Origin of the sequence: Urbifossiella limnaea, assembly GCF_007747215.1 — a bacterium.
GTDB lineage: Bacteria > Planctomycetota > Planctomycetia > Gemmatales > Gemmataceae > Urbifossiella > Urbifossiella limnaea.
Map to the genome: position 1 here is coordinate 7,451,384 of NZ_CP036273.1, position 23,258 is coordinate 7,474,641.

18 protein-coding genes and 1 tRNA gene are annotated in these 23,258 nt (G+C 70.0%); 11 read left to right on the plus strand and 8 right to left on the minus strand.

Features of this window, described 5'->3' with window-relative positions; genetic code table 11:
* Nucleotides 1–71: 71 nt before the first annotated feature.
* On the plus strand, nt 72–4,121 hold the full coding sequence (locus ETAA1_RS30120) for a PVC-type heme-binding CxxCH protein (protein WP_145244308.1): 4,050 nt from the start codon (nt 72–74) through the stop codon (nt 4,119–4,121).
* 155 nt (nt 4,122–4,276) lie between these two features.
* Nucleotides 4,277–5,773 (plus strand): S10 family peptidase, encoded by a 1,497-nt coding sequence (locus ETAA1_RS30125; RefSeq protein WP_145244309.1) that lies wholly within the window; start codon nt 4,277–4,279, stop codon nt 5,771–5,773.
* A 106-nt stretch (nt 5,774–5,879) separates the two neighbouring features.
* Here ETAA1_RS30125 and ETAA1_RS30130 read toward each other — a convergent pair whose 3' ends face one another.
* Together ETAA1_RS30130 and ETAA1_RS30135 are read right to left on the minus strand one after the other, a co-directional pair.
* Nucleotides 5,880–6,437 (minus strand): cytochrome P460 family protein, encoded by a 558-nt coding sequence (locus ETAA1_RS30130; RefSeq protein WP_145244310.1) that lies wholly within the window; start codon nt 6,435–6,437, stop codon nt 5,880–5,882.
* A 186-nt stretch (nt 6,438–6,623) separates the two neighbouring features.
* Complete coding sequence (locus tag ETAA1_RS30135; protein WP_145244311.1) at nt 6,624–7,490, minus strand: alpha/beta fold hydrolase; 867 nt, start codon at nt 7,488–7,490, stop codon at nt 6,624–6,626.
* Between the two features lie 295 nt (nt 7,491–7,785).
* On the opposite strand from ETAA1_RS30135, the gene ETAA1_RS30140 reads away from it, so the two are divergent.
* From ETAA1_RS30140 to ETAA1_RS32565, 5 genes are all read left to right on the plus strand, one after another.
* Nucleotides 7,786–10,341: a PSD1 and planctomycete cytochrome C domain-containing protein gene (locus ETAA1_RS30140; protein ID WP_145244312.1), complete on the plus strand. Its 2,556-nt coding sequence runs from the start codon at nt 7,786–7,788 to the stop codon at nt 10,339–10,341.
* A gap of 118 nt (nt 10,342–10,459) precedes the next feature.
* Entirely contained in the window at nt 10,460–11,815 is a 1,356-nt protein-coding gene (locus ETAA1_RS30145) for a DUF1501 domain-containing protein (RefSeq protein WP_145244313.1), read from the plus strand.
* Between the two features lie 77 nt (nt 11,816–11,892).
* Nucleotides 11,893–11,963 (plus strand) — tRNA-Gln (locus tag ETAA1_RS30150).
* A 1,054-nt stretch (nt 11,964–13,017) separates the two neighbouring features.
* Nucleotides 13,018–14,313 (plus strand): hydroxylamine reductase, encoded by a 1,296-nt coding sequence (gene hcp / locus ETAA1_RS30155; RefSeq protein WP_145244810.1) that lies wholly within the window; start codon nt 13,018–13,020, stop codon nt 14,311–14,313.
* A gap of 27 nt (nt 14,314–14,340) precedes the next feature.
* Entirely contained in the window at nt 14,341–14,586 is a 246-nt protein-coding gene (locus ETAA1_RS32565; protein WP_202920517.1) for a hypothetical protein, read from the plus strand.
* Here ETAA1_RS32565 and ETAA1_RS30165 read toward each other — a convergent pair.
* From ETAA1_RS30165 to ETAA1_RS30190, 6 genes are read right to left on the minus strand one after another with little or no spacing between them, the layout of a single operon-like run.
* Nucleotides 14,564–15,049 carry an RrF2 family transcriptional regulator gene (locus tag ETAA1_RS30165; protein WP_145244314.1) on the minus strand — a complete coding sequence of 162 codons (486 nt, stop codon included), beginning with the start codon at nt 15,047–15,049 and terminating at the stop codon, nt 14,564–14,566. The genes ETAA1_RS32565 and ETAA1_RS30165 overlap by 23 nt on opposite strands.
* A gap of 30 nt (nt 15,050–15,079) precedes the next feature.
* Nucleotides 15,080–15,568: a macro domain-containing protein gene (locus tag ETAA1_RS30170; RefSeq protein ID WP_145244315.1), complete on the minus strand. Its 489-nt coding sequence runs from the start codon at nt 15,566–15,568 to the stop codon at nt 15,080–15,082.
* A gap of 10 nt (nt 15,569–15,578) precedes the next feature.
* The gene (gene dsrP, locus ETAA1_RS30175; protein WP_145244316.1) at nt 15,579–16,826 is read right to left on the minus strand and encodes a sulfate reduction electron transfer complex DsrMKJOP subunit DsrP; all 1,248 of its coding nucleotides are present in this window, start codon (nt 16,824–16,826) and stop codon (nt 15,579–15,581) included.
* Between the two features lie 30 nt (nt 16,827–16,856).
* On the minus strand, nt 16,857–17,762 hold the full coding sequence (locus tag ETAA1_RS30180; protein ID WP_145244317.1) for a hypothetical protein: 906 nt from the start codon (nt 17,760–17,762) through the stop codon (nt 16,857–16,859).
* A 34-nt stretch (nt 17,763–17,796) separates the two neighbouring features.
* Nucleotides 17,797–18,732 carry a 4Fe-4S dicluster domain-containing protein gene (locus ETAA1_RS30185; RefSeq protein ID WP_145244318.1) on the minus strand — a complete coding sequence of 312 codons (936 nt, stop codon included), beginning with the start codon at nt 18,730–18,732 and terminating at the stop codon, nt 17,797–17,799.
* On the minus strand, nt 18,725–19,252 hold the full coding sequence (locus ETAA1_RS30190; protein WP_145244319.1) for a cytochrome c3 family protein: 528 nt from the start codon (nt 19,250–19,252) through the stop codon (nt 18,725–18,727). The genes ETAA1_RS30185 and ETAA1_RS30190 overlap by 8 nt, the downstream gene beginning before the upstream one ends.
* A 210-nt stretch (nt 19,253–19,462) precedes the next feature.
* Here ETAA1_RS30190 and ETAA1_RS30195 point away from each other — a divergent pair, with 210 nt between their 5' ends.
* The 4 genes from ETAA1_RS30195 to ETAA1_RS30210 are packed head-to-tail and all read left to right on the plus strand — an operon-like array spanning nt 19,463 to nt 23,222.
* Nucleotides 19,463–19,720, plus strand: coding sequence for a hypothetical protein (locus ETAA1_RS30195; protein WP_145244320.1), 258 nt, complete (start codon nt 19,463–19,465; stop codon nt 19,718–19,720).
* Nucleotides 19,707–22,133 (plus strand): molybdopterin-dependent oxidoreductase, encoded by a 2,427-nt coding sequence (locus tag ETAA1_RS30200; RefSeq protein ID WP_145244321.1) that lies wholly within the window; start codon nt 19,707–19,709, stop codon nt 22,131–22,133. The genes ETAA1_RS30195 and ETAA1_RS30200 overlap by 14 nt, the downstream gene beginning before the upstream one ends.
* A 16-nt stretch (nt 22,134–22,149) precedes the next feature.
* Complete coding sequence (locus ETAA1_RS30205; protein WP_145244322.1) at nt 22,150–22,914, plus strand: diheme cytochrome c precursor; 765 nt, start codon at nt 22,150–22,152, stop codon at nt 22,912–22,914.
* Nucleotides 22,911–23,222, plus strand: coding sequence for a hypothetical protein (locus tag ETAA1_RS30210; RefSeq protein ID WP_145244323.1), 312 nt, complete (start codon nt 22,911–22,913; stop codon nt 23,220–23,222). The genes ETAA1_RS30205 and ETAA1_RS30210 overlap by 4 nt, the downstream gene beginning before the upstream one ends.
* Nucleotides 23,223–23,258: the final 36 nt, after the last annotated feature.

Sequence of the window (23,258 nt, forward strand, 5' to 3'; positions counted from 1 at the left end):
TCGCCACCCCGCACGCCCCGCGGTACGCTGGGAGCGTGGCGCCCGCCCGCCGCCCCCACGCGAGACCCCCCATGTTCCCGGCGATCCTCTCCCTCGCCCTCGTCGCCCCCGCCCAGCCGCCCGCCGACGCCGGCGTGCTCCCCGCCGCCGCCGACGGCCGGCCCCTCAACCTCGACTTCGAGACCGGCACTCTCCAGGACTGGACCGCCGAGGGCACGGCCTTCCGCGACCAGCCGATCAAGGGCGACACCGTCGCCGCCCGCCGCGGCGACATGAAGAGCCGCCACCAGGGGCAGTTCTGGGTCGGCGGCTACGAGAAGCACGGCGACAAGGGGACCGGCACGCTCACCAGCGCCCCGTTCAAGGTGACGCACCCGTGGGCCAGCTTCCTCGTCGGCGGCGGGCCGCACCAGCTCGAAACGTGCGTCGAGCTGGTGGACGTGGCCACGAAGGCCGTCTTCTTCCGCGCCGCCGGCCTGGAGGAGGAAGACCTGCGCCGCGTCGTCGTGGACCTGGCGAAGGTGCAGGGGAAGGACATCCAGGTCCGCGTCGTGGACCGGCACACCGGGCACTGGGGGCACGTCAACTTCGACGACTTCCGCTTCCACGCGGCGCAGCCGAAGTTCGCCGCGCGGCCGCAGAAGGCGCCGCCCGCGAAGCAGGACGTTGTGGCGCACGCCGGGCTGGCGCCCGAGGCCGCGGCGAAGGCGATGACCGTGCCCCCCGGCTTCAGCGTCACGCTGTTCGCGGGCGAGCCGGACGTTCACCAGCCGATCGCGTTCTGCTTCGACGACCGCGGCCGGATGTGGGTCGCGGAGGCGTTCACCTACCCGAAGCGGAACCCGCATCCCGGGCCGGTGCTGCCCGAGGCGCAGAAGAAGCTCGGCGACCGCATCCTGATCTTCGAGGACGCCGACGGCGACGGGAAGTTCGACAAGAAGACGGTGTTCATGGAGGGGCTGAACCTCGTCAGCGGGCTCGAAGTCGGCTTCGGCGGCGTGTGGGTCGGCGCGGCGCCGTACTTCCTGTTCATCCCGCACGACGAGGCGACGGACAAGGCCGGCGAGCCACGCATCCTCCTCGACGGCTGGGGCTACCAGGACACGCACGAGACGCTCAACACCTTCGTGTGGGGGCCGGACGGCTGGCTGTACGGATGCCACGGCGTGTTCACGCACAGCCGCGTCGGCGTCCCGGGCACGCCGGACAAGGACCGCACGCCGATCAACGCCGGGGTGTGGCGCTACCACCCGACGCGGCACGTGTTCGAGGTGTTCGCGCACGGCACGTCGAACCCGTGGGGCCTGGACTACAACGCGCACGGCGAGTTCTTCGTCGAGGCGTGCGTGATCCCGCACATGTGGCACATCATCCAGGGTGCGCGCTACCACCGGCAGGGCGGGCAACACTTCAACCCGTTCACGTTCACCGACATCCCGACGATCGCCCTGCACCGCCACTACCAGGGCGCGACGCCGCACGCCGGGAACAACGTGAGCGACGCGGTCGGCGGCGGCCACGCGCACAGCGGCCTGATGTGTTACCAGGGCGGCCACTGGCCGAAGGAGTACCACGGCAAGCTGTTCATGGGGAACCTGCACGGCCACCGCATCAACGTGGACGTGCTGACGCCGAAGGGGAGCGGCTACGTCGCCGACCGCAACCCGGACTTCCTGAAGACCAACGACAAGTGGTCGATGCTGGTGAACCTGCGCAGCGGCCCGGACGGCAACGCCTTCGCCATCGACTGGTACGACAAGCAGATTTGCCACCGCAACGAGCCGGAGATTTGGGACCGCACCAACGGCCGCATCTACAAGATCAGCTACAAGGGCACGAAGACCGTCGCCGGCCTCGACCTGAAGAAGCTGAGCGACGAGGAGCTGGTGAAGCTCCAGCTGCACGAGAACGTGTGGTACGTCCGCCACGCGCGGCGCGTCCTTCAGGAGCGCGGCCTCCGCGACGCCAAGGCCGAGGGCGCGCTGGCCGCGATGCTGACCCACCCCGACCCGCTCCGCCGCCTCAACGCCCTGTGGACGCTGGCGGCGTGCGGGAAGTTGACCAGCCTCAACTCCCAGGCGCTGTGGAAGGACGCCGACCCGCACGTCCGGTCGTGGGCGTCACGGATGATGCACGAGCACTACGCGCTGCACATGTTTAACGCCCAGGAGCACGCGGACACGCTTGCCGCCGCCGCCCGCGCGATGCCGTCGCCCGTCTCCCGGCGCTTCCAGGCGTCGCTCGCCCAGCAGTTCCGCGCGGCCGACCGGTGGAAGATCGTCGAGGCGCTGACCGCGTTCCCCGAGGACGCGACCGACCACAACCTGCCGCACCTGTACTGGTACGCGATGGAGCCGCTCGCCGAGGTGGACGCGCCGCGCGCCCTCATGCTCGCCGCCGACGCCAAGCTGCCGCAACTCCTGCCGCTGATGGCCCGCCGCATCGGCGCGACGGGCACGCCCGACGCCATCGACCTGCTGGTGAAGTCGGCCGGCGAGTCGAACGATGCCACCAAGCAGCTCGCGCTGCTGCGCGGCCTCCAGGACGGGCTCAAGGGGAAGCGCCAGTACCCGATGCCGCGCGAGTGGGAGGCGGCGTTCCCGGCGCTGCTGAAGTCGGAGAGCCCCGACGTGCGCAGCCAGGCACAGGCGCTCGCCGTGGTGTTCGGCGACAAGAAGGCGTTCGCGGCGCTGCGCCGAGTCGTGGCCGACGCGAAGGCCGACGCCGGCGCCCGCACCTCGGCGCTGACTTCGCTCGTCGATGCGCGCGACGCCGAGCTCCCGCCCGTGCTTCACACGCTGGTGCAGGAGACCGCGCTCCGCGGCGCGGCCATCCGCGGCCTCGCATCGTTCGACGACGAGAAGACCCCCGGCGTGATCCTCGGCGGGTACGGCTCGTACACGCCCGCCGAGAAGCGGGACGCACTGGCCACGCTCTCGGCCCGCACCGCCTACGGCAAGGCGCTGATGGCGGCCGTCGCCGACAAGCGCGTGCCCGTCGCCGACGTGACCGCCGAGACGGTGCGCCAGCTCCGCAACCTGCAGGACGCCGGCGTGGACGAGCAGATCGGCAAGCTGTGGGGCGTCGTCCGCGCCACGCCCGCCGACCGGCTCAAACTCATCGCCGAGTGGCGCGCGAAGCTGACGACGCCGGCGCGCACCGCCCCCGACCTGAACCTCGGCCGGGCCGTGTTCGCCAAGACGTGTCAGCAGTGCCACACCCTCTACGGCGTCGGCGGCAAGGTCGGGCCGGACATCACCGGGTCGAACCGCGCCAACCTCGACTACCTGCTTGAGAACGTCTTCGACCCGAGCGCCGTCATCCCGAACGAGTACGCCGCGACGCGGTTCAACCTCGCCGACGGCCGCGTCGTCACCGGCATCCTCAAGGGGCAGACGCCGAACGCCGTCACCGTACTCACCGAGAACGAGACGCTGACCATCCCGGCCGCCGACATCGAGAAGCGGGCGCCGTCGGCGCTGTCGATGATGCCGGACGACATCACGAAGAACACCACCGAGTTCGAGGTGCGGTCGCTGATGGCGTACCTGCAGGCGCCGAACCAGGTGCCGATGCTGGCGACGGCCGACAACGTGAAGGACGTGTTCAACGGCAAGGACCTCACCGGCTGGGACGGCGACAAGGACGTGTGGAGCGTGCAGAACGGCGAGATCGTCGGCAAGACGGCGACGGGGCTGAAGCGGAACACGTTCCTGAAGTCGTCGCTGGCGGTGACCGACTTCAGGCTGAGCGTGAAGGTGAAGCTGACGCCGAACCGGGAGAACAGCGGCATCCAGTTCCGCAGCGAGCCGCTGCCGGACGGCGAGATGCGCGGCCCGCAGGCCGACGTCGGCGCCGGCTGGTGGGGGAAGCTGTACGAGGAGAGCGGCCGCGGCCTGCTGGCGAAGGAGGGCGGCGAGCAGCACGTGAAGGCCGACGAGTGGAACGACTACGTGGTGGAGGCGAAGGGCGCGACCGTGAAGATCTGGATCAACGGGCAGCTGGTGTGCGACTACACCGACGCGCAGCTGTCGCGCCGCGGCGTGATCGGCCTCCAGGTCCACAGCGGCGGGCCGACGGAGGTGCGCTTCAAGGACATCCGGCTCGAAGTGCTGCGGTAGCGGCCGTCGCCGTTCGCCCGGGGCGCGCGCCCCGGGCGGGCGGGCCCCGGCTCCTTGTGCGCGGCCCGCCCCGCGGCTACACTTTCCCGCATCCATCCACCCCTCTCCGGTCCCGTGTCCCGGCCGCCGCCCCGGCGCCCGCGAGGAGAGCTGCCATGCCGCCGTACCCGTTCCGCTGCCTCGGGGGGGCGCTCGCCCTCGTCGCGCTCGCCGCCGCCCCCGCCGCCTGGGCCGACCCGCCGCCGCCGGACGCGCCCGCGGTGCAGGTCGCGCGCTCCGCCACCATCGGCCGGCAGAAGGTGGACTACACCGTCACCACCGGCCGGCTCAAGGTCGCCGACAAGACCGGCAAGGCCGAGGCCGGCGTCTTCTTCGTCGCCTACACCCGCAAGACCGACACGCCGGCCGCCGCCCGGCCGGTCACGTACTGCTTCAACGGCGGCCCCGGCGCGTCGTCGTCGTTCGTCCACCTCGCCGCGTTCGGCCCCCGCTGCGTCTCGATGGGCGACGACGGCACCACCGTCCCCAAGCCCGCCACGCTCGTGGACAACTACAACTCGATCCTCGACGTGTCCGACCTGGTGTTCGTGGACCCCGTCAGCACCGGCTACAGCCGGGCCGAGAAGGCCGAGGAGGCGAAACTGTTCCACGGCATCGACGAGGACGCGCACTCGGTCGGCGACTTCATCCGCGCCTACGCCGACCGCTACGACCGCAAGGCGTCGCCGGCGTACCTCGCCGGCGAGAGCTACGGCACGCTGCGGGCCGCGGCGCTGGCGAAGTACCTGCAGGAGCGCGGCGGCGTGAGCCTCGCCGGCGTGCTCCTCATCTCGACGGTGCTCGACTACGCCACCATCTCGTTCGGCCCCGACAACCCCCTGCCGAACGTGCTGTTCCTGCCGGCGTACACCGCCGCGGCGCTGCACCACCGCAAGATCACCGGCGACCGCGACGCGCTGCTGGCGGCGGCGGAGAAGTTCGCGCACGGCGAGTACGCCGCGGCGCTGAAGAAGGGGAAGGACCTGCCCGACGACGAGAAGGCGGCGGTGGCGAAGCAGGTGGCGCGCTTCTCGGGGCTGAGCGAGGCGGTCGTGTTGAAGGCGAACCTGCGGGTGAGCGCCAGTGCGTTCCGGGCCGAGCTGCTGCGCGACAGCCAGGAGCTGATCGGCCGGTACGACGCGCGGGTGAAGGCGAAGCTGGTGACCGGCGGGAAGGGCGGGTTCGGCGACCCGAGCAGCGCGCTCACGTCGCCGCCGCTGGCCGAGTGCCTGAACACGTACCTGACGGGCGACCTGGGGATCAAGACGGAGCTGAAGTACAACTCGCTGGTGCCGGTGCGGTGGAACTTCGGCCCGTCGCGCGGCAAGGCGACGGTGGTGCCGCGGCTGCGGGAGGCGATGGAGGCGGACGCGAAGCTGCGGGTGTTCGTGGCGTGCGGGTACTGCGACCTGGCGACGCCGTACGCGGCGGCGCGGTACTCGCTGGCGAACCTGGGCGGCCCGGCCGAGTTGCAGGGACGGGTGTCGTTCGGGTACTACGACGGCGGGCACATGATGTACACCGTCCGCGAGTCGCACCAGCGGCTGAAGGAGGACCTGGCGCGGTTCATCACGGCGCCGCCGCTGGCCCCCGCCCCGCGGGCGGTGAACTGACGCGATCAGGCCGGGCTTCGAAGCCCAGCGCCTGCGCTGGGCTCACCTGCCGCGGGCGGGTGCGACGCGGGGCTCGGCGGGGTCTCCGGCCCGCGGGCACGGCGCGTCAGTTCTTCTTCTTCAGGCCCTCGAAGAACGACGCGTTGGTGAAGTGATAGTCGTTGCTCGCTTTTGCGTTGAGGTGGCACTTGGTGCAGAACTGCCCCGTCTCGGAGTTCCCACGCCCGCGCTGTTCCTTTTCCCCCGGCGGGATGAGCACGTACTCCCAGTCCTTCGATTCCGGCGCGGCACCCGCCTTCAGCTTGATGCTGATGGTCAGGGCCGGGGTCTTCTTCTCCTCCCAGGCTTTCTTGTCCGCGTAGACCTCACGGACGATGACCGTCCCCGCCGGGTAGAGGTAGGGCGACTGACCCTGGCTCACCGCCGCGCCCGCCGCGTTCACGTACACCTCGCGGTAGCCCTTCTCGAACTCCTTGTTCCCCAGGAACCCGGTCGGGTCGCCCGTGATCGCCCGGCCCTTCGTGAGGCGGTGCCACGTGTGGTACCCGTCCCACTCCGTCTTCCGGCCCTTCTCGGGATTGTCTTGGGTCGCATGCGTCCGGGAGGGGGCAGCCCACGTGAGAGACGCGGCCACCCCGACCGCCAGCGCCAGCACACTTTTCATGGTCCGTCCTTTTCGGTTGAGTGAGCGAGCCCGCCGTCCGCGCACCGGCGTGCTCTCGTGGGGCGGCGCACTCTCGGTGAGCGACCACCCCGTGTTCAGCCCTCCGTATCGGGCATGGCTCGCCCCCGCTCCGCTCGTGGCCGAACACCCAGCTCAGCAGTCGCGGCCGCTGGCGCTACCCAGATGCTACTCGCTGATGAGGCCGCGGTCTGCTGTAGCGTGTGGTTCGGCCTCGCTTACACCACCCCGGTTGCGGTCGCAGTTACGCTCCAGAAACCGCTGAACGGCCTGATTAACGGCCGCGGGCTGCTCAACGACTACCGCGTGCCCGGCCTGCGGGATTATGACCAAATCCGACGCGGCGATGCCAGCGTGCATCCGCCGTGCTTCTTCGGGAGGCGTGGCCCGATCGTCCTCGCCCACGACGATCAAAGTCGGAACCCGGACCCGGCCGAGCTGTCCCGTAAAGTCGGGGCGAGAGATGACTCCGCCGGCCGAGCGGACCGCCCCGGCGCGGCTCGCGGTGGCGATCCGCTCGAACCAGGCCCGGCGTTCGTCGTCCCGTCGCGGGTCACGGAGGAAGTGCGGCCCGAACTGCACCGGCATGACTCCGGGGGTGACAGCCCGGACGCCCAGAAGCCGGGCGGCCCAACTCATCAGGCGGAAGCGCCATGGGCTCGGCTCCGGGGAGGCGGAGGACCCCACGAGCACCAGGGAGCGCAACAGCTCGGCGTGCCGGACGGCCAACCGCATGCCGACGAACCCGCCCATCGAGCTACCGACGAAGTGGCATGGGGCACCGCCCAGCGCCCGGATCAAGCCGGCCGCGTCTTCGGTGAGGCTATCCATGTCGTAGCCTCGCCGCGTGACCTGGCTCCGCCCCTGGCCTCGGAAGTCGAAGGCGATACAGCGGTAGCGACCGCGGAAGGCGGCCAGTTGCGCGTCGAACTGGCGGCAGTTGAGCAGACAACCGTGGGCGAAGACGATCACCTCCGCCCCGGTGCCGTGTTCCTCGAAGTAGAGATCGGCTCCGCGTATCGTCACACGTGCCATCGGCACCTTCTGTGGCCGAACAGTGTTTCGGCGTACTCGCCGCGAGTGGGTGAATCCCCGGTACGGCTCCGCGGCGGGCACCGGCCGTCCGCTGGAGCGTACCGACTGGTAATGACGATCGCAAGAAAATTCGGGAGCCCGGCAGACAGGCCGAGCTCGGCGGCCGATTCGACCTGTCCCCACGCCGGCTCAGCACACGCAAGCGCCACGCCGTAAGCGGCGGAACGCGCTTGCCCCCTCGCCCGCCATCGTGGAGACTATGACGCAAGAACGTGAGTACCCCCGGGTTCACCCCATGCGCCTGTCGCTCCTCGGGCTGCTCGCAACCGCCGGCGTCGCCGGCGCCGCGCCGCCGGACGCCGCCAAGCTCGAGTTCTTCGAGAAGAAGGTCCGCCCGGTCCTGGTCGGCCACTGCAACCAGTGCCACTCGGCCGACACCAAGCCCGCCGGCAACCTCCGCGTGGACGACCACCACGGCCTGCTGACGGGCGGCAACGGCGGCCCCGCGGTCGTGCCCGGGCAGCCGGAAAAGAGCCTGCTGCTGAAGCGCGTCGCCCACGACGCCAAGAAGCAGATGCCGGCCGAGGGCGAGAAGCTCAGCCCCGCCCAGATCGCCGACCTGACGCAGTGGGTGAAGGACGGCGCCGTGTGGCCGGCGGTCCGCGTGCCGGCGACGCTCGGCAAGGGCCGCCCCGGCTACGACAAGCTCCGCGCCGAGCACTGGGCGTTCAAGCCCGTCGCAAACGCACCCGTCCCCGCGGTGACGGACGCCGCCTGGCCGCGCGACGACATCGACCGCTTCGTCCTCGCCGCGCTCGACGCCAAGGGGTTGAAGCCGGTCGGCGACGCCGACCCCGTCACGCTCGTCCGCCGCGTCACGTTCGACCTGACGGGTCTGCCGCCGACGCCCGCGGAGGTGGACGCCTTCGTCCGCGACCCGTCGCTCCCCGCGCTCGTCGATCGGCTGCTCGCGGCGCCGGCGTTCGGCGAGCGCTGGGGCCGGCACTGGCTCGACGCCGCCCGCTACGGCGAGAGCACCGGGCCGAGCCGCAACATCCCGTACCCGCACGCCTGGCGGTACCGCGACTACGTCATCGACGCCGTCAACGCCGACGTGCCGTTCGACCGCTTCGTCCGCGAGCAACTGGCCGGCGACCTGCTGGCGGCCGCCACCGACGCCGAGCGCGACCGCCTCCGCACCGCCACCGGCTTCCTCGCCCTCGGCGTGAAGGACGTGAACCAGCGGTTCAAGGTCCGCTTCGAGATGGACAACGTGGACGAGCAGATCGACGCCGTCACCCGCTCGACGATCGGCCTGACGGTCAGCTGCGCCCGCTGCCACGACCACAAGTTCGACCCCATCCCGACCACCGACTACTACGCGCTGGCCGGCATCTTCACCAGCACCGACGCGACCGCCGGCGTGCGGAACAAGATGGGCGGCGGCGGGCTCGACTACTACGCCCCGGACGGGCTCGTGCGCCTCTCCGGCGAGGGGCCGGCGGCGCCGCCGGCCGTTCTGGCGAAGGCGAAGGCCGAACTCGACACCCACAAGAAGGCGTGGGACGCGATCCGCGGCACGCCCGAGGGGCTGAAGAAGGCCGCCGACGGGCAGCCGACGCAGCGGCCGTTCCGGCTGAAGTTCGAGAAGGCCCAGGCCGACTACCAGGCGCTGACCGACCCCGCTGCCCGCGGCTACGCCGTCCACGGCGCCCGCGAGGGAAAGGTGGCCGACACCGAGGTGCGGCTCCGCGGCGAGGCCGAGAAGCGCGGCCCCGTCGTGCCGCGCGGCTTCCTCACGGCGTTCCCCGTGCCCGGTGCCGCGGCCGTGACCGCGACGGAGAGCGGCCGCCGCGAGCTGGCCGACTGGCTCGTGAGCCCGAACAACCCGCTGACGGCCCGCGTCGCCGTCAACCGCGTGTGGCTCCACCTGTTCGGCCGCGGCCTCGTGAACACGCCCGACAACTTCGGCGTCATGGGCGACACGCCCTCGCACCCCGAGCTACTCGACCATCTCGCCGGCCGCTTCGTCCGCGACGGCTGGTCGCTGAAGCGGCTGGTGCGGACGCTGGTGCTGACCCGCGCCTACGGGCTGAGTTCCGAGGCGACGCCGGCCCACCGCACGGCCGACCCCGGCAACGTGCTGCTGTGGCGCCACACGCCGCGCCGCCTGGAAGCCGAGGAGTTGCGCGACGCGGTGCTGGCCAGCGCCGGCACGCTCGACCGGAGCCGCCCCGAGGGCTCGCCGGCGCGGGCGCTGAAGATGATCGAGATGCGCGACAACGGCCCCGAGGCGAAGGGCGTTCACGAGGCCGCGGACCGGAGCCGCGTGCGGAGCGTGTACCTCCCGCTGCTCCGCGGCGTGACGCCGAAGGCGCTCGAAGTCTTCGACCCCGCCGACCAGACGCTCGTGACCGTGAAGCGCGACACGACGACGGTGCCGGGTCAGGCGCTGTTCCTGCTGAACTCGCCGTTCGTGCGCCGCAACGCGCTAGCCCTCGCCGACCGGCTGCTGGCCGCGACGACCGACGACGCCGAGCGCGTGACGACGGCGTACCGCCTGACGCTCGGCCGGTCGCCGTCGCAGGCGGAGGTGGAGCGGGCGTTGGGCTTCGTGGGCGAGTACGAGTCGGCGTACCGGGCCGAGCCGCGGCCGCTGCCGGCGGTGCCGCGGCCGGCGGCGCCGCGGCCGAAGGGGCCCACGCCCGAGGTGATCGACCCCGACCAGATCGACCAGACCGGCGAGGCGGTGACCGAGGACGTGGTCCGCCCGCGCGACTCCCGTACCGCCGCGTGGCTGGCGCTGACGCAGGCGCTCTACGGCAGCGCGGAGTTCCGGTACGTGAAGTAACCGCCCCTGAGCCGGGGGCGTCAGCCCCCGGAGCCGTCCCCAGACGAATCACGCGCGCCGAAGACTCCGGGGGCTGACGCCCCGGCTCGGTGGGCGATCCACGAACCACGGAAGACCCATGCCCCCGATCAGCCGCCGCGCCGCCCTCAAACAAGCCAGCGCCGGGTTCGGCCTCGTCGCCCTGGCCGGCCTCCTCGACCAGCAGGCGAAGGCCCGCCCGCCGGCCGCCGCGCACCCGCTCGCGCCGAAGGCGCCGCACTTCCCCGCGAAGGCGAAGAAGCTCATCTTCGTCCACATGAACGGCTCGATGAGTCAGCACGACACGGTCGAGTACAAGCCCAAGCTGTTCGCCGACGACGGCAAGCCCGGCCCCGGCGGCGGCACCCTCACGGCGCCGAAGTTCCGCTTCGCGCAGCACGGCCAGACCGGCTCGTGGTTCTCGGAGCTGTTGCCGAACCTGGCCCGCCACGCGGACAAGCTGTGCTGGCTCCGCGGCCTCCATACCGACACGCCGGCGCACCCGCAGGCGGTGGTGCAGCTGCACACCGGCAGCGCCAACGCCGCCCTCACCCGCCCCAGCATCGGGGCGTGGCTGCTGTACGGCCTCGGCACCGACAACGCCGACCTGCCCGGGTACGTCACCATCAACCCGCCGCCGAACTTCGGCGGGGCCGTGAACTTCGGCAGCGCCTTCCTGCCGGCCCACTTCCAGGGCACGCGCATCGACGACCGCGGCGCGTTGCCGAACCTCCGCCCCGCGACCGCGGCCGGGCTGCAGCGCCGCCAGCTCGACCTGATTCAGGGGATGAACCGCGACCTGGCCGCGGCCCCCGGCGCCCCGGACGCGGTGGACGGCGTCATCGAGTCGTTCGAGCTGGCGTTCCGGATGCAGGGGAAGGTGCCGGAGCTGCTCGACCTGTCGAAGGAGCCGCTGCGGGTGCGCGAGGAGTACGGCGCGACGGACGCCCCGAACCAGTCGTTCGCCCGGCAGTGCCTGATGGCGCGCCGGCTGTGCGAGGCGGGGGTGCGGTTCGTGGAGATCTGCCAGCCGGGTTGGGACCACCACAACAACCTGCACGCCGGCCTGATCGACCGCTGCCGCTCGGTGGACCGTGCGACCGCGGCGCTGCTGAACGACCTGGAGCGGCGCGGACTGCTGGCCGACACGCTGGTGCTGTTCGGCAGTGAGTTCGGCCGCCTCCCGACGGCGCAGGGCGTGGACGGCCGCGACCACAACATCACCGGCTACCCGATGTTCCTGGCGGGTGCGGGCGTGAAGCCGGGGTTCACCTACGGGGCGACGGACGAGTACGGCATCCGCGCGGTGGAGGGGCGGATGCACACGAACGACCTGCACGCGACGCTGCTGGCGCTGATGGGGATCGACCACGAGCGGCTGACGTACCGCTACGCCGGCCGCGACTTCCGCCTGACGGACGTGGCGGGGACGGTGGCGCGGGAGGTGTTCGCGTGAGCGAACCGCCGGGTGGCGGCCCCTGGAATCTTGGCCCGTCGGAGCGTATAAAACGGCTCCGACGGGCTTCCAGTCCTTACCCGGTAGTGTAACGGTAGCACAAGAGATTTTGGTTCTCTTTGTCCTGGTTCGAATCCAGGCCGGGTAACTCGAAACTCATATTTTTCAGGACCTTGTGGCTGATGTGCCGGCGCATCGTTGGGAGAATTGGGTCTCTTGGGCCGACCGACCCAACTCCATAGCAACTCTGAGCCGATTTGGACCCAACACCGCATCACTGCCACAAGTCATGAACGCGACGGAACTTCTGCCCCGATGGGCGGTCCGAGCGGGGTGTTTCTCTCACGCGCTGAGCCCGAGCACGGGCGGGGGCCGAACTTTGGCCGAACATATCGCTCCTCGCTCGGCGTAGCCCAGTCTGGACACGACCGAGGCCCGGCCTCCGGACTGGTAGTGGCCGTCGGGTGGTCCAGCTTGTTCCCGGAATCGTCGAACGGTTTCTTCAACTGCTCCGGCGACTTGAACCGCTGCGAATCCCTCTCGATCAGGTCGATCCACTCCAGTTGCGTCGCGCGGAGATCGCCTCAGCCCGCGTGTTCTTGGCACGTCGGTCCCGCAGAACTCGAAGGCGAAGGGCAGGTACGACGGGGACAGGTACGACGGGAACGGGAGTGCTGGTGCCGTCGAGGAGTTGGTAAACGCGGCGGTCGCCGCCGACGAAGAAGCTGCCTTCGGTAATGTGCCGATCCGGCGGGGGCAGGTCGAAGACAGGCTTGCAGACGACCGGAGGGGTGGGGTCCGGTGATACTGGAGGCGGTCGTCGCTCTGGAGGCATCGCCATCACTGGGCGGAGCTGGTCGCGGAGGTTTCCGGTCGAAGTGACGCAGTTCCCGTCGGTGCCGTACAGGGTGTCCTTCCGGCTTCAGCAGCCGAGCACCGTCTCATTTCAGGGCGGTTCAGGCGGTAACGGTAGACGGTCACCCCCCGCCCGTCGACGGATTGCAGGCTGGTGGCCAGCCGGTTCCTGTCGGCGCGAGCGGGCGGTTCGTCGGGGCGCCGGCGGCGGGGAATCACTCAGCCCGTGAGCGGAATGGGGGAGAGAAATGCAACTTGACAATTCCGCAGAATAAAAGATAACAATATCGTGAATTCGGCGAATGCCTCCTCTTCTCTCCCGAGGACGTGTCATGACCACCCTCCCGATGTCGTGTAACCAGTGCGAGCAGACGATGGGCGGCACCGGGTGCCACCACAGCCCCGGCATCTGCGGCAAGGACGCCGACGTGCAGAGCCTCCAGGAGACCATCCTGTACGGACTCAAGGGGATGGCCGCCTACGCCAACCACGCCCGCCGGCTGGGCAAGCACGACGAGGCGGTGTCGGCCTTCATCGAGGAGGCCCTGTTCAGCACCATGACCAACGTCAACTTCGACGTCCCCACCCTGTTCGAGATCGCGATGGAACTCGGGCGGAAGAACTTCCGCGTCATGGAGCTGCTCGACCAGGGGCACGTCGAGGCGTTCGGCGACCCGTCGCCGGCGGTCGTCACCGTCGGCACGAAGGCCGGCCCCGGCATCCTGATGACCGGGCACGACCTGGTCGACCTGTGGGACCTGCTCAAGCAGTGCGAGGGGACCGACGTCAACGTGTACACGCACGGCGAGATGCTGCCGGCCCACATGTACCCGAAGCTGCGGGAGCACCCGAACCTGGCCGGGCACTACGGCGGCCCGTGGCAGAAGCAGAAGAGCGAGTTCCCCGCGTTCGGCGGGCCGGTCGTCGCCACCACCAACTGCATCCTCATCCCGCACGCGAACTACGCCGACCGCATCTTCACCACCCGGTTCACCGCCGTGCCCGGCGGCACCCGCATCCCCGGCAACGACTTCTCGGCCGTCATCGCCAAGGCGAGGGCGTGCCCGCCGCTGACCAAGCGGGTGGACGGCGCGCACGAGGTGGGCTACCACCGGCAGGTCTTGCTGAGCGCCGCCGGGACCATCGTGGACGCGGTGAAGGCCGGGCAGATCAGCCGGTTCTTCGTCATCGGCGGGTGCGACGGGTACGAGCCCGGCCGGAACTACTTCAGCGACTACGCCGAGGCCACCCCGCCGGACTCGTTCATCCTCACCCTCGGGTGCGGCAAGTTCCGCATCAACGCCCACGAGTACGGCAAGCACCTCGGCCTGCCGCGGCTGATGGACATGGGCCAGTGCAACGACGCCTACGGGGCCATCGCCGTCGCCGTCGCCCTGGCCAAGGCGTTCGACTGCACGGTCAACGACCTGCCGCTGACGATGGTGATCTCGTGGTTCGAGCAGAAGGCGGTGGCGGTGCTGCTCACCCTGCTGTCGCTCGGCGTCAAGGGGATCAACCTGGGGCCGAACCCGCCGGCGTTCATCACCCCCAACGTGTTCAAGATCTTGCAGGACAAGTTCGACCTGCGGATCATTGGGAAGGACGCGAAGCAGGACCTGGCCCGCGTTCTCCAGCCGGCCTGACCGCCCTTGACCCGACCCGAGGATGCCGTGCCAGCCCTCCCGAAGCCGCCGGACACGTTCGTCGAGTTCATCACCCGCTTCCCCGACCTCGGGCGGGCGTGGGAGGCGGCCCGGCAGGCCGAGCGGGCCGGCCCGCTGGACGCGAAGGCGTGCCGGCTGGTGAAGCTGGCGGTGGCGATCGGCGGGCGGTCGGAAGGGGCCGTTCACTCGGCCACGGGCGGCGTCCAGGTAGCCCTCCGGCCGAACGGTTTCAGGACTTGGGCAGGACGTTGAGGGACCGCTTCGCCCCCTTCGACGGCGGGGCGGGCGGCGCCGCCGGCGGGGTGTAGCCGACGAACCGGCCGAACGTGCTGGTCTTCAGAAACGTCACCATCTGCTCGCGGACCTTGAGCATGTCGAAGTGGAGCGGGCAGTGCGGGCCGGTGCCGCAGTACTGCGGGCCGTAGGGGCAACTGACGTTGTCGTCCAGCCGCTCGAACAGCGCGACCACGTCGTACAGCGTCACCCCTTCCGGGGGCCGGGCCAGCCAGTACCCGCCGCCCGGCCCGGGCGAGCCGTTCACGACCCCCGCCTGCGACAGGATGGTGAGCACCTTGGCCACCACCGGCTGCGGCAGGTGTCGGTTCTCGGCGATGTCGGCCGAGTTCAGCTTCACCCGCCTGGCCGGGTCGTACACTTCGGCCAGCCGGCTGACGGCGGCGATGGCGGTCTGGGCGGTCTTGCCGTACGGTGACATGGTGAGCCGGTCGGGGTCGGGTTGATCCGGTTACTGGGGTTCGTTCGCGGCCACTCCCGCTTCGTACCGGGTGTACACGTACACCGGCACCGGCGAGTCACCCAGGTGCTTGCGGATGAGGGGGAACACCCCCTCCCAGGCCAACCCGCCCACGCCGGTGGCCAGCCGCGGCAGGGCCAGGCTCTTGACCTCACCCGTGTCGAGTTCGTGCCGCAACCGCTTCAGGCAGTGGTTGACGGTCGCCTCGGTGGCCGGCCCCGGCTGCCCCCCGCGGCCCGTCTCGTCGTCCTGGGTCATGAGGCAGAAGATGCGGACGCCGGCGGTCCCGCCCCACTCCCACAGTTCGCCCGGCTTCGGGTGACACTGGTGGGCGTAGTGGCGGAAGTCCTTCGCCATCGCCGGGTACTTTTCCCGCAGGGCGAGGGCCAGCCCGTGGGTGAAGTGGTCGCCGGGGGCCACGCCGTGGGCGATCGCCTGGGCCTTCGTCAGCAGGATGTCGCCGTGTACTTCGTGAATCATGGTACGCTCCTCAATTCGCGGGGCGGTCGGCGGACGGGCCGGCCGACATCTGATTCGTGAACACCGCCACCGTCACCTTCAGCATCGCAGTGAGCAGCAGCAGGCCGAGCCCCCAGATGCCGGCCGTCACCTTCCACTCGGTCAGGCTCGGGGCGTACTCGACCACCTCGTGCAGGGTGGACGGGATGAAACCGGGCACGATGAGGCCCATCCCCTTCTCGATCCAGATGCCGACGATCACCATCCCGCACGCCACCACCCGCGTCCACCCCCGCTCCAGGGCGGCCGGGGCGAAGAACAGGAGCGTGCCGCCGACGTTGAGGACGACCGCGGTCCAGATCCACGGCACGAGGCCGTACTTGCCGTGGTCGCCGAAGAACAGGTAGCGGGCGGACGCCAGGTGCGACCCGCCGGCGTAGAAGAGGGTAAACAGTTCCGACGCCAGCATGAGCAGGTTGACGACCGCGGCCACCCGGATGATCTGCACCAGCAGCCGGGCCGGGCCGGGGTTCATCGGCAGGTCGGTGCCGACCCGGATCACCCGCAGCACGAGCAGGATGAACGCCGGCCCGGACACGAACGCACTCGCCAGGAACCGCGGGGCGAGGAGGGCCGTGTTCCAGAACGGCCGGCCGCCCAGCCCGCAGTACAGGAACGCGGTGACGGTGTGGATGCTGATCGCCCACACGATCGAGAGCAGCACGAACGGCACGTACCACGTCGGGTTCGGCGTGAGCCCGCGGTACCGGGTGTAGAGCAGGTAGCCGACCACGTGCAGGTTGATGAGCAGGTAGCCGTTCAGGACGATGATGTCCCACGTCAGCATCGACACCGGCCAGTTGAACTTGCCGATCCCGGGGATCATGTGCCAGAACCGGTCCGGGCGGCCGAGGTCCACGACCACGCTCAGGGTACTCATCACGATCGCCGCGATCGCCAGCACCTCGCCGACGATCACCACCTCGTGCATGTCGTGGTCGTGGTACAGGTAGGCCGGGATGACCATCATCACCCCGCCGGCGGCCAGCCCGACGCAGAAGGTGAAGTTGGCGATGTACAGGCCCCAACTGACGTGGTCGGTCATGTTCGTGCGGACCATGCCGTCCCGCACCTGCACCGCCCAGGCGTTGGCCCCGACCAGGGCGACGGCGGTGAGCACCAGCATCCAGGCGTAGAACAGCCACCCGCCGTCGGTCGCCACGTGCAGCGACCGGCGGAGGAAGCGGAGGTATGTCGGAACCGGTGTCGGAATACTCATGCGGGCTCCATCGGCCGGGGGTGCGGCCGGCTACCTCCGCGGCCGCTTCAGGACGAGTCGGACGGCCGCCTGGGGGCCGGCGGCGGCCGGCGGTAGGATCACGCCCGCCAGCTCCCAGCCGTCGTTCCCCAACTCGGTCAGCCGCCCCTCCAGCCTCTCCCCGAGCGCCTGGTCGAGGGGCAGATTCAGGACCCGGTACTCCCACCTCCCGACGTTGGCACCCGGGCTCTTGTCCTTCGACTTGTCGCCGGCGGGGCCGCCGCGGTCGGCCGGGGCGACTCCTTCCACCCACTTGTACTCGTAGATCGTGTTGAACTGCCGGGTGTTACCCACCCCGCCGCCCACGCGGAAGGAAATCTGGCCCGGATGCTCCTTCACCATCCAGGGGTTGTTGCGGCCCGGCACAGCGACGGTGGATTCCTTCGTGTAGGTGCCCGGCTCGAACGTCTTCCCCCCTGCTCCCGGCCAAAGGACGCCTCTCTCCCCCTTCTCGGTCCGCGTGTCCCCGCCCCTGTGGTAGACTGCGCTGCCGGTCGGCTTCGGGGGCGCGAACCCCGCGTCCAGGCTCCCCCCGATGTACACGCCGGGCACCTTGTCGAACTTCGGGCGTTCGAGTTTCAACTCGAACGTCATGGGGATTTTCTCTCCGGGCACCAGGATCTGCGGCGGGGCCGTCCACGTCCACACCTGATGTTCCTCGGTGTGGATCACCTTCGGATTGTTTCCGTCGAGCGCCTTCGCCACCGCCGTGAGCTTGCTCCCTTCGAACTCGAACGCGACCGGGTAGAGCTTGTGAACCATCTCGATCGGGTATTCCACCCGTACGGCCTCGACGAACTTCCAGTAGCCCGGGGGCTCCTTAGGCTGGGCGACTCCGTCCCCGCCGACCGCGAGTGACAGACCGACGGCCAGGGTGAACACGAACAGGCGACTCATGGTGTCCTCCCAGCAAGGGTTGCGGAACTCGTGGTCACTTGTCGAAGAAGTAGTAAAAGCGGGGCTTCGTCCCCAACTCTTCCTTGAGCACGAACACCCGCTTGTTCTCCAGCACCCAGCGGATCTCGCTGTCCGGGTCGAGGACGTTGCCGAACACCCGGGCCCCGGTCGGGCACGCCTCCAGGCACGCCGGCAGCCGGCCCTCGCGGGTGCGGTGCAGGCAGAACGTACACTTCTCCATCACCCCCTGCGGGCGGACGCGGTTGCTCAGGTAGCTCTGGTTCGGGTTCACTTCCGCGGCGGGGACCTGCGGCGTCTCCCAGTTGAACCGGCGGGCGTGGTACGGACACGCGGCCTCGCAGTACCGGCAGCCGATGCACCAGTTGTAATCCACCACCACAATGCCGTCGGACTCCTGCCACGTCGCCTCGATCGGGCACGCCTTCACGCACGGCGGGTTCTCGCACTGCTGGCACTGCACCGGCATGTAGTACTTGTCCTTCGCCGGCACCGGGTGGTCGTAGGTGGCGGTCCCCTTCTCGAAGTCGATGCCGCCCTTCTGCATCTCGAACACGCGGATGTAGCTCTGGTGGCTCGGGCGGTCGTGGTTGTTCTCGACGTGGCACGCCTCGGCGCACCGGCGGCAGCCGATGCAGATGCTCAGGTTCAGGGCGTAGGCGAACGACACCCCCGGGATCGGCTTGTGGTCCTTGACGACGACCGGCTTGCCGGTCTCCTTGCGGGCCTCGTCGGTCAGCTTGTTCAGGATGGTCTGCAGCTGCTCGGGCGTCAGCTCGCGGTAGTGCTTCTGGAGGAACTCGTCGGTATCCATCTCGCCGACCCACTCGAACCACGGCTGGATCGCCGCCGCCCACGCGGCCAGCCCGAGGGTCGCGGCCCCGGCCTTCACGGCCGTCCGGCGGTCCACCTCGCCGAGGACCGGCAGCGAGAACGTCTTCGACTCACTCACGGCCGCCTCCGGTCTGGAATCGGTCGTTCGGGCCAGGGGCCGGCGTGACGGTCGGGTACTTCGGGGCGTGCGGGTCGTGGCAGTCCACGCAGTTGTTGCGGGAGCGGCCCCCCTTCGAGAGGTCCCAGTGCCCGGTCATCCCGCCGTGGGCGCCGTGCTGGTAGTCGCGGAACTGCGGCCCGTGGCACTGGGCGCACAGCGTCATCACGGCCGTGTACGGCACGCTCTTGCCGTCCGCCAGCCGCAGCGACGCGTACCCGTCGGCCGGGTTGTGACACGAGGTGCAGGTGAGGTTGCCGTGCTTTCCGGTCAGGCCCTGATGGAACCGGGTCAACGGCGTCCCCAGTTTCGCCTCCGGGTTCGCCGGGTTCGACGCGTGACACGTGGCACAGGCGATCGACACCGGCCGCCCCTTCTCGTCGACCGTGCCCGTCGGCACCACGGGCGGGCCGGGTGGGGTGCGGACCACGACCGGGTGGCGGGTCGCGCCGGTCGCCGCGGTCGTGTCCGCCGGGGTCACCGATGGCTTCCCACAGCCGGTCGCGACGGCCGCGAGCGCGACCAGCCACCCGCATTGGCGACAAACGTTCGTCACCGTTCTCACCCTCCCTGGGAACGACGCTAGCCTAGCCGAGGGCATGCGAGAAATCAAGAACTAGAACTCTTTTATTCTTGAATCCGCCGCGGACCGCGGTAATGTACACTCGTTGCTCCCCCGCGGAGGCCCGTCATGCACACCAGCGGACTGGTGATTACCTTCGCTGACGACCGGGCGGCGGCCGCAGCTCGTCGCGATCTCTCCGCCGGGCCGTTCGCCCTCGGTGAGTCCCGGGGAAGGTGCCAGGCGGCCGTCCTGGAGACGACCGCGCCGAGCGCCGCGCACGACTGGCACGACTGGGCGGCGGCCCTCCCCGGCGTGGTGGGCGTCGAGGTCGTGTTCGTCCACTGGGACGGGGCCGGGCAGGAGGTCACCCATGCCGGTACTTGAGGCATCACGCCGCCGATTCATCCAGTCGGCCGCCATGGCTGCGGCGACGGCCGTCGTCCGGGGCCGGCCGGCCGCGGCGGCCGACCCGCCGACGCCGCCCGGGGGGCTGGCACTGCCCGTGCTGCCGGGCGTGACGTGGGACAAGGCCCCGTGCCGGTTCTGCGGCGTCGGCTGTCACGTGCAGGTCGGGGTGAGAGACGGGAAGGTGGTGGCGGTCAGCGGCGACCGGCAGGCGGAGGTGAACAAGGGCTTGCTGTGCGTGAAGGGGTATCACGTCGGGCACATCCTGTACGGCCCGGACCGGCTGACGCGGCCGATGCTGCGGAAGAACGGCAAGCTCGAACCGATCACCTGGGACGAGGCGATCGACACGATCGCCCGGCGGATTCACGCCGCCCCGCAGAAGTTCGCCTTCTACGGCTCCGGCCAGTGGACCGTGCCCGAGGGGTACGCGGCCAACAAGTTCATCAAGGGCGGGCTCTCGAACAACCACATCGACCCGAACGCCCGGCTGTGCATGGCCTCGGCCGTCACCGGGTACATCAGCACGTACGGCGTGGACGAGCCGTACAACTGCTACGACGACCTCGACCACTGCGACGTGCTCGTCCTGTGGGGGAACAACTTCGCCGAGATGCACCCGGTCCTGTTCAGCCGGTTCATCGACCGCAAGCTGAAGGGCGACCGGATCACCCTCGTCGATCTCACCACCCGGCACACCCGCACCAGCGAGCGGGCCGACCACGTCCTCGTGTTCCAGCCGCAGTCGGACCTGTCCATCGCCAACTGCATCGCCCACCAGCTGATCGCCGCGAACGCGGTGGCGACCGATTTCGTCGAGAAGCACTGCACCTTCCGCAAGCCGTGGAAGAAGCCGGGCGACCCGCAGACGCTGATGGGCGAGCCGTGTTCGTTCGACGAGTACAAGCAACTCGTCGCCGAGTACACGCCGGAGGCCGTGGCGAAGACGAGCGGGCTGTCGGCCGAGCAACTGCGGCTGCTCGGCCGACTGTTCGCCGACCGGTCGAAGAAGATTCTCAGCCTGTGGTGCATGGGGCCGAACCAGCACACGCAGGGCACGGCGATGAACAACCTCATCCACGCCGTCCACCTGCTGAGCGGGCACTGGGGGCGGCCGGGCGACGGCCCGCAGTCGCTCACCGGGCAGCCGTCGGCGTGCGGCACCGTGCGGGAGGTGGGCACCCTGTCGCACGCCCTCCCGGGCGACCTGCGGGTGGACAAGCCGGACCAGGCGGCGAGGGCCGAGCAGTTGTGGAACCTGCCGCCGGGCCGCATCAACCCGAAGGTGGGCTACCACGCCGTCGAGATGTGGGAGAAGTTCTGCACCGCCGGCGGCGACATCGACACCCTGTGGGTGCAGGTGACGAACCCCGGCCAGACCCTGCCGAACGTGCACAAGCTGTTCGACGCGAAGGCCAAGCTGCCGAACAAGTTCCTGATCGTGTCCGACGTGTACCCGACGGCCACCACCGAACTGGCCGACCTGGTGCTGCCGTCGGCCATGTGGGTCGAGAAGAACGGCGTGTTCGGCAACTCGGAACGCCGCACCCAGCAGTGGTTCAAGATGGTGAACCCGCCGGGCGACGCCCGCGACGACTGCTGGCAGACGATCGCCGTCGCCCGCAAGCTGTTCGACCTCGGGCACTCGGGCATGAGGGACAAGGACGGCAAGTTCCTGTTCCACATGACCGACGCGAAGGGGCAGGAGGTGCCGGTCTGGAAGTGGGAGAGCTACTACGGCACCGTGAACGTGGACGAGAAGCTGTTCGAGGAGTACCGGCCGTTCACCCAGATCAAGCACAAGGACGTGGCCCCGTACCCGGAACTGGTGAAAGCCCGCGGGCTGCGGTGGCCGGTGGTGAAGCAGCCGGACGGCACCTGGAAGGAGACGCGGTATCGGTTCCTGGAGGAGTACGACCCCTACGTGGCGAAGGGCAAAGGGGTGCAGTTCTACCACTCCGTCGCCGGCGACGACAAGGCGTTCATCTGGTTCCGCCCGTACGTGCCGCCGCCGGAGGTGCCGGACAAGGACTACCCGCTCTGGCTGGACACCGGCCGGGTGCTGGAGCACTGGCACACCGGCACGATGACCCGGCGGGTGCCGCAACTGAAGCGGGCCATGCCGTCCGCCTACGTCGAGGTCAGCCGGGACGACGCGACGGCCCTCGGGGTAAAGACCGGCGACAAGGTGCGGCTCGAAACCCGCCGCGGGTCTCTTGAACTGACGGCCTGGATCGACGGCCGCGGCAAGTGCCCCAAGGGGCACGTGTTCGTGCCGTTCTTCGACGAGACGAAGCTCATCAACCGGCTGACCCTGGAGGCCCACTGCCCGTTCAGCAAGCAACCGGATTACAAGAAGTGTGCCGTGCGGCTGGTCAAGGTGTCTGCCTGATCTCGGGAGGTGTGCGATGAGCGAGACCCCGCCGCCGGACGAGCCGCACACGGCGACCGACCTGTTACCCCGACGGCTGCAACGGTTCGCCACGCTGTTCGCGGCGGTGACGGTCGGCATCGCCCTGTTCGGGTTCCTGACCGGGCTCCGCGAGCCGGCCCGGCCCGACCGGCCCGCCCCGCCGCCCGCGGATCACCACGCGGCACCTGCTGCCGTCAACTACTCCGACCTCCCCACGGCGACGATCCGCCCGAACGCCGGGTGGGACCGGAGCCTCTCGCAGTTGAAGTCCGACAAGCCGGGCCTGTTCGACCCGGTCGTCCGGACGGACGCGATGAAACTGGCCGCCCTCGCCGACCGGGCGAAGACCCGGGCCTACGACGGGGCCCCGCCGACCGTCCCCCATCCGGTCGATTCACAGTCCGCCGCGTCGTGCCTGGCGTGCCACGGCGAGGGGCTGAAGGTCGGCGACCGGGTCGCGTCGAAGATGAGCCACGCGGTGATGACGAACTGCACCCAGTGCCACGTCGAGCAGTCGCCGGTGCCGGCGGCAACGACGTTCGTCGGCGTGTACCGGGCCGGTCCGGGCGAGCGGGCCTCCCCGGGTGCCCCGCCGACGATCCCGCACCACACCTGGCTGCGGGAGAATTGCACCAGTTGTCACGGGCTGGTCACCCGGCCGGGCACCCGCACGACACACCCCTGGCTGACCAACTGCACCCAGTGTCACGCCCCGTCCGCCGCCCTCGATCAGGTCGAGTTCACCGGAGGCCGCAAATGACCCAGCCGACGTTCGCCGACGGCCCACCGGTCCCGCTCATGGTGGAAGGGCTGATCGACCCGCCGACGCTGACCCGCCTGTTCGCCGACATTCAAACCGCCGGAACGGTCCTCGGCGTGCGGGAGAAGGGCGGTCCGGCCGAGTACGCCGGCGGCGACGTGATGCCCCCGGCCGTCGCCCTGGAACGTCTACTGGCCGGCACCGCACGGGCGGTTCAAGTCCGCTACCACTTCGACGGGCACGAGTGGACCGACACCGTACTCGCTGCGGCAAACGGCTTCCGAGTCGTCCGCTGCCGCCACGGGTAGTTCGGCACGCCGGTGCCGAAGTACAGGTCGAACCAC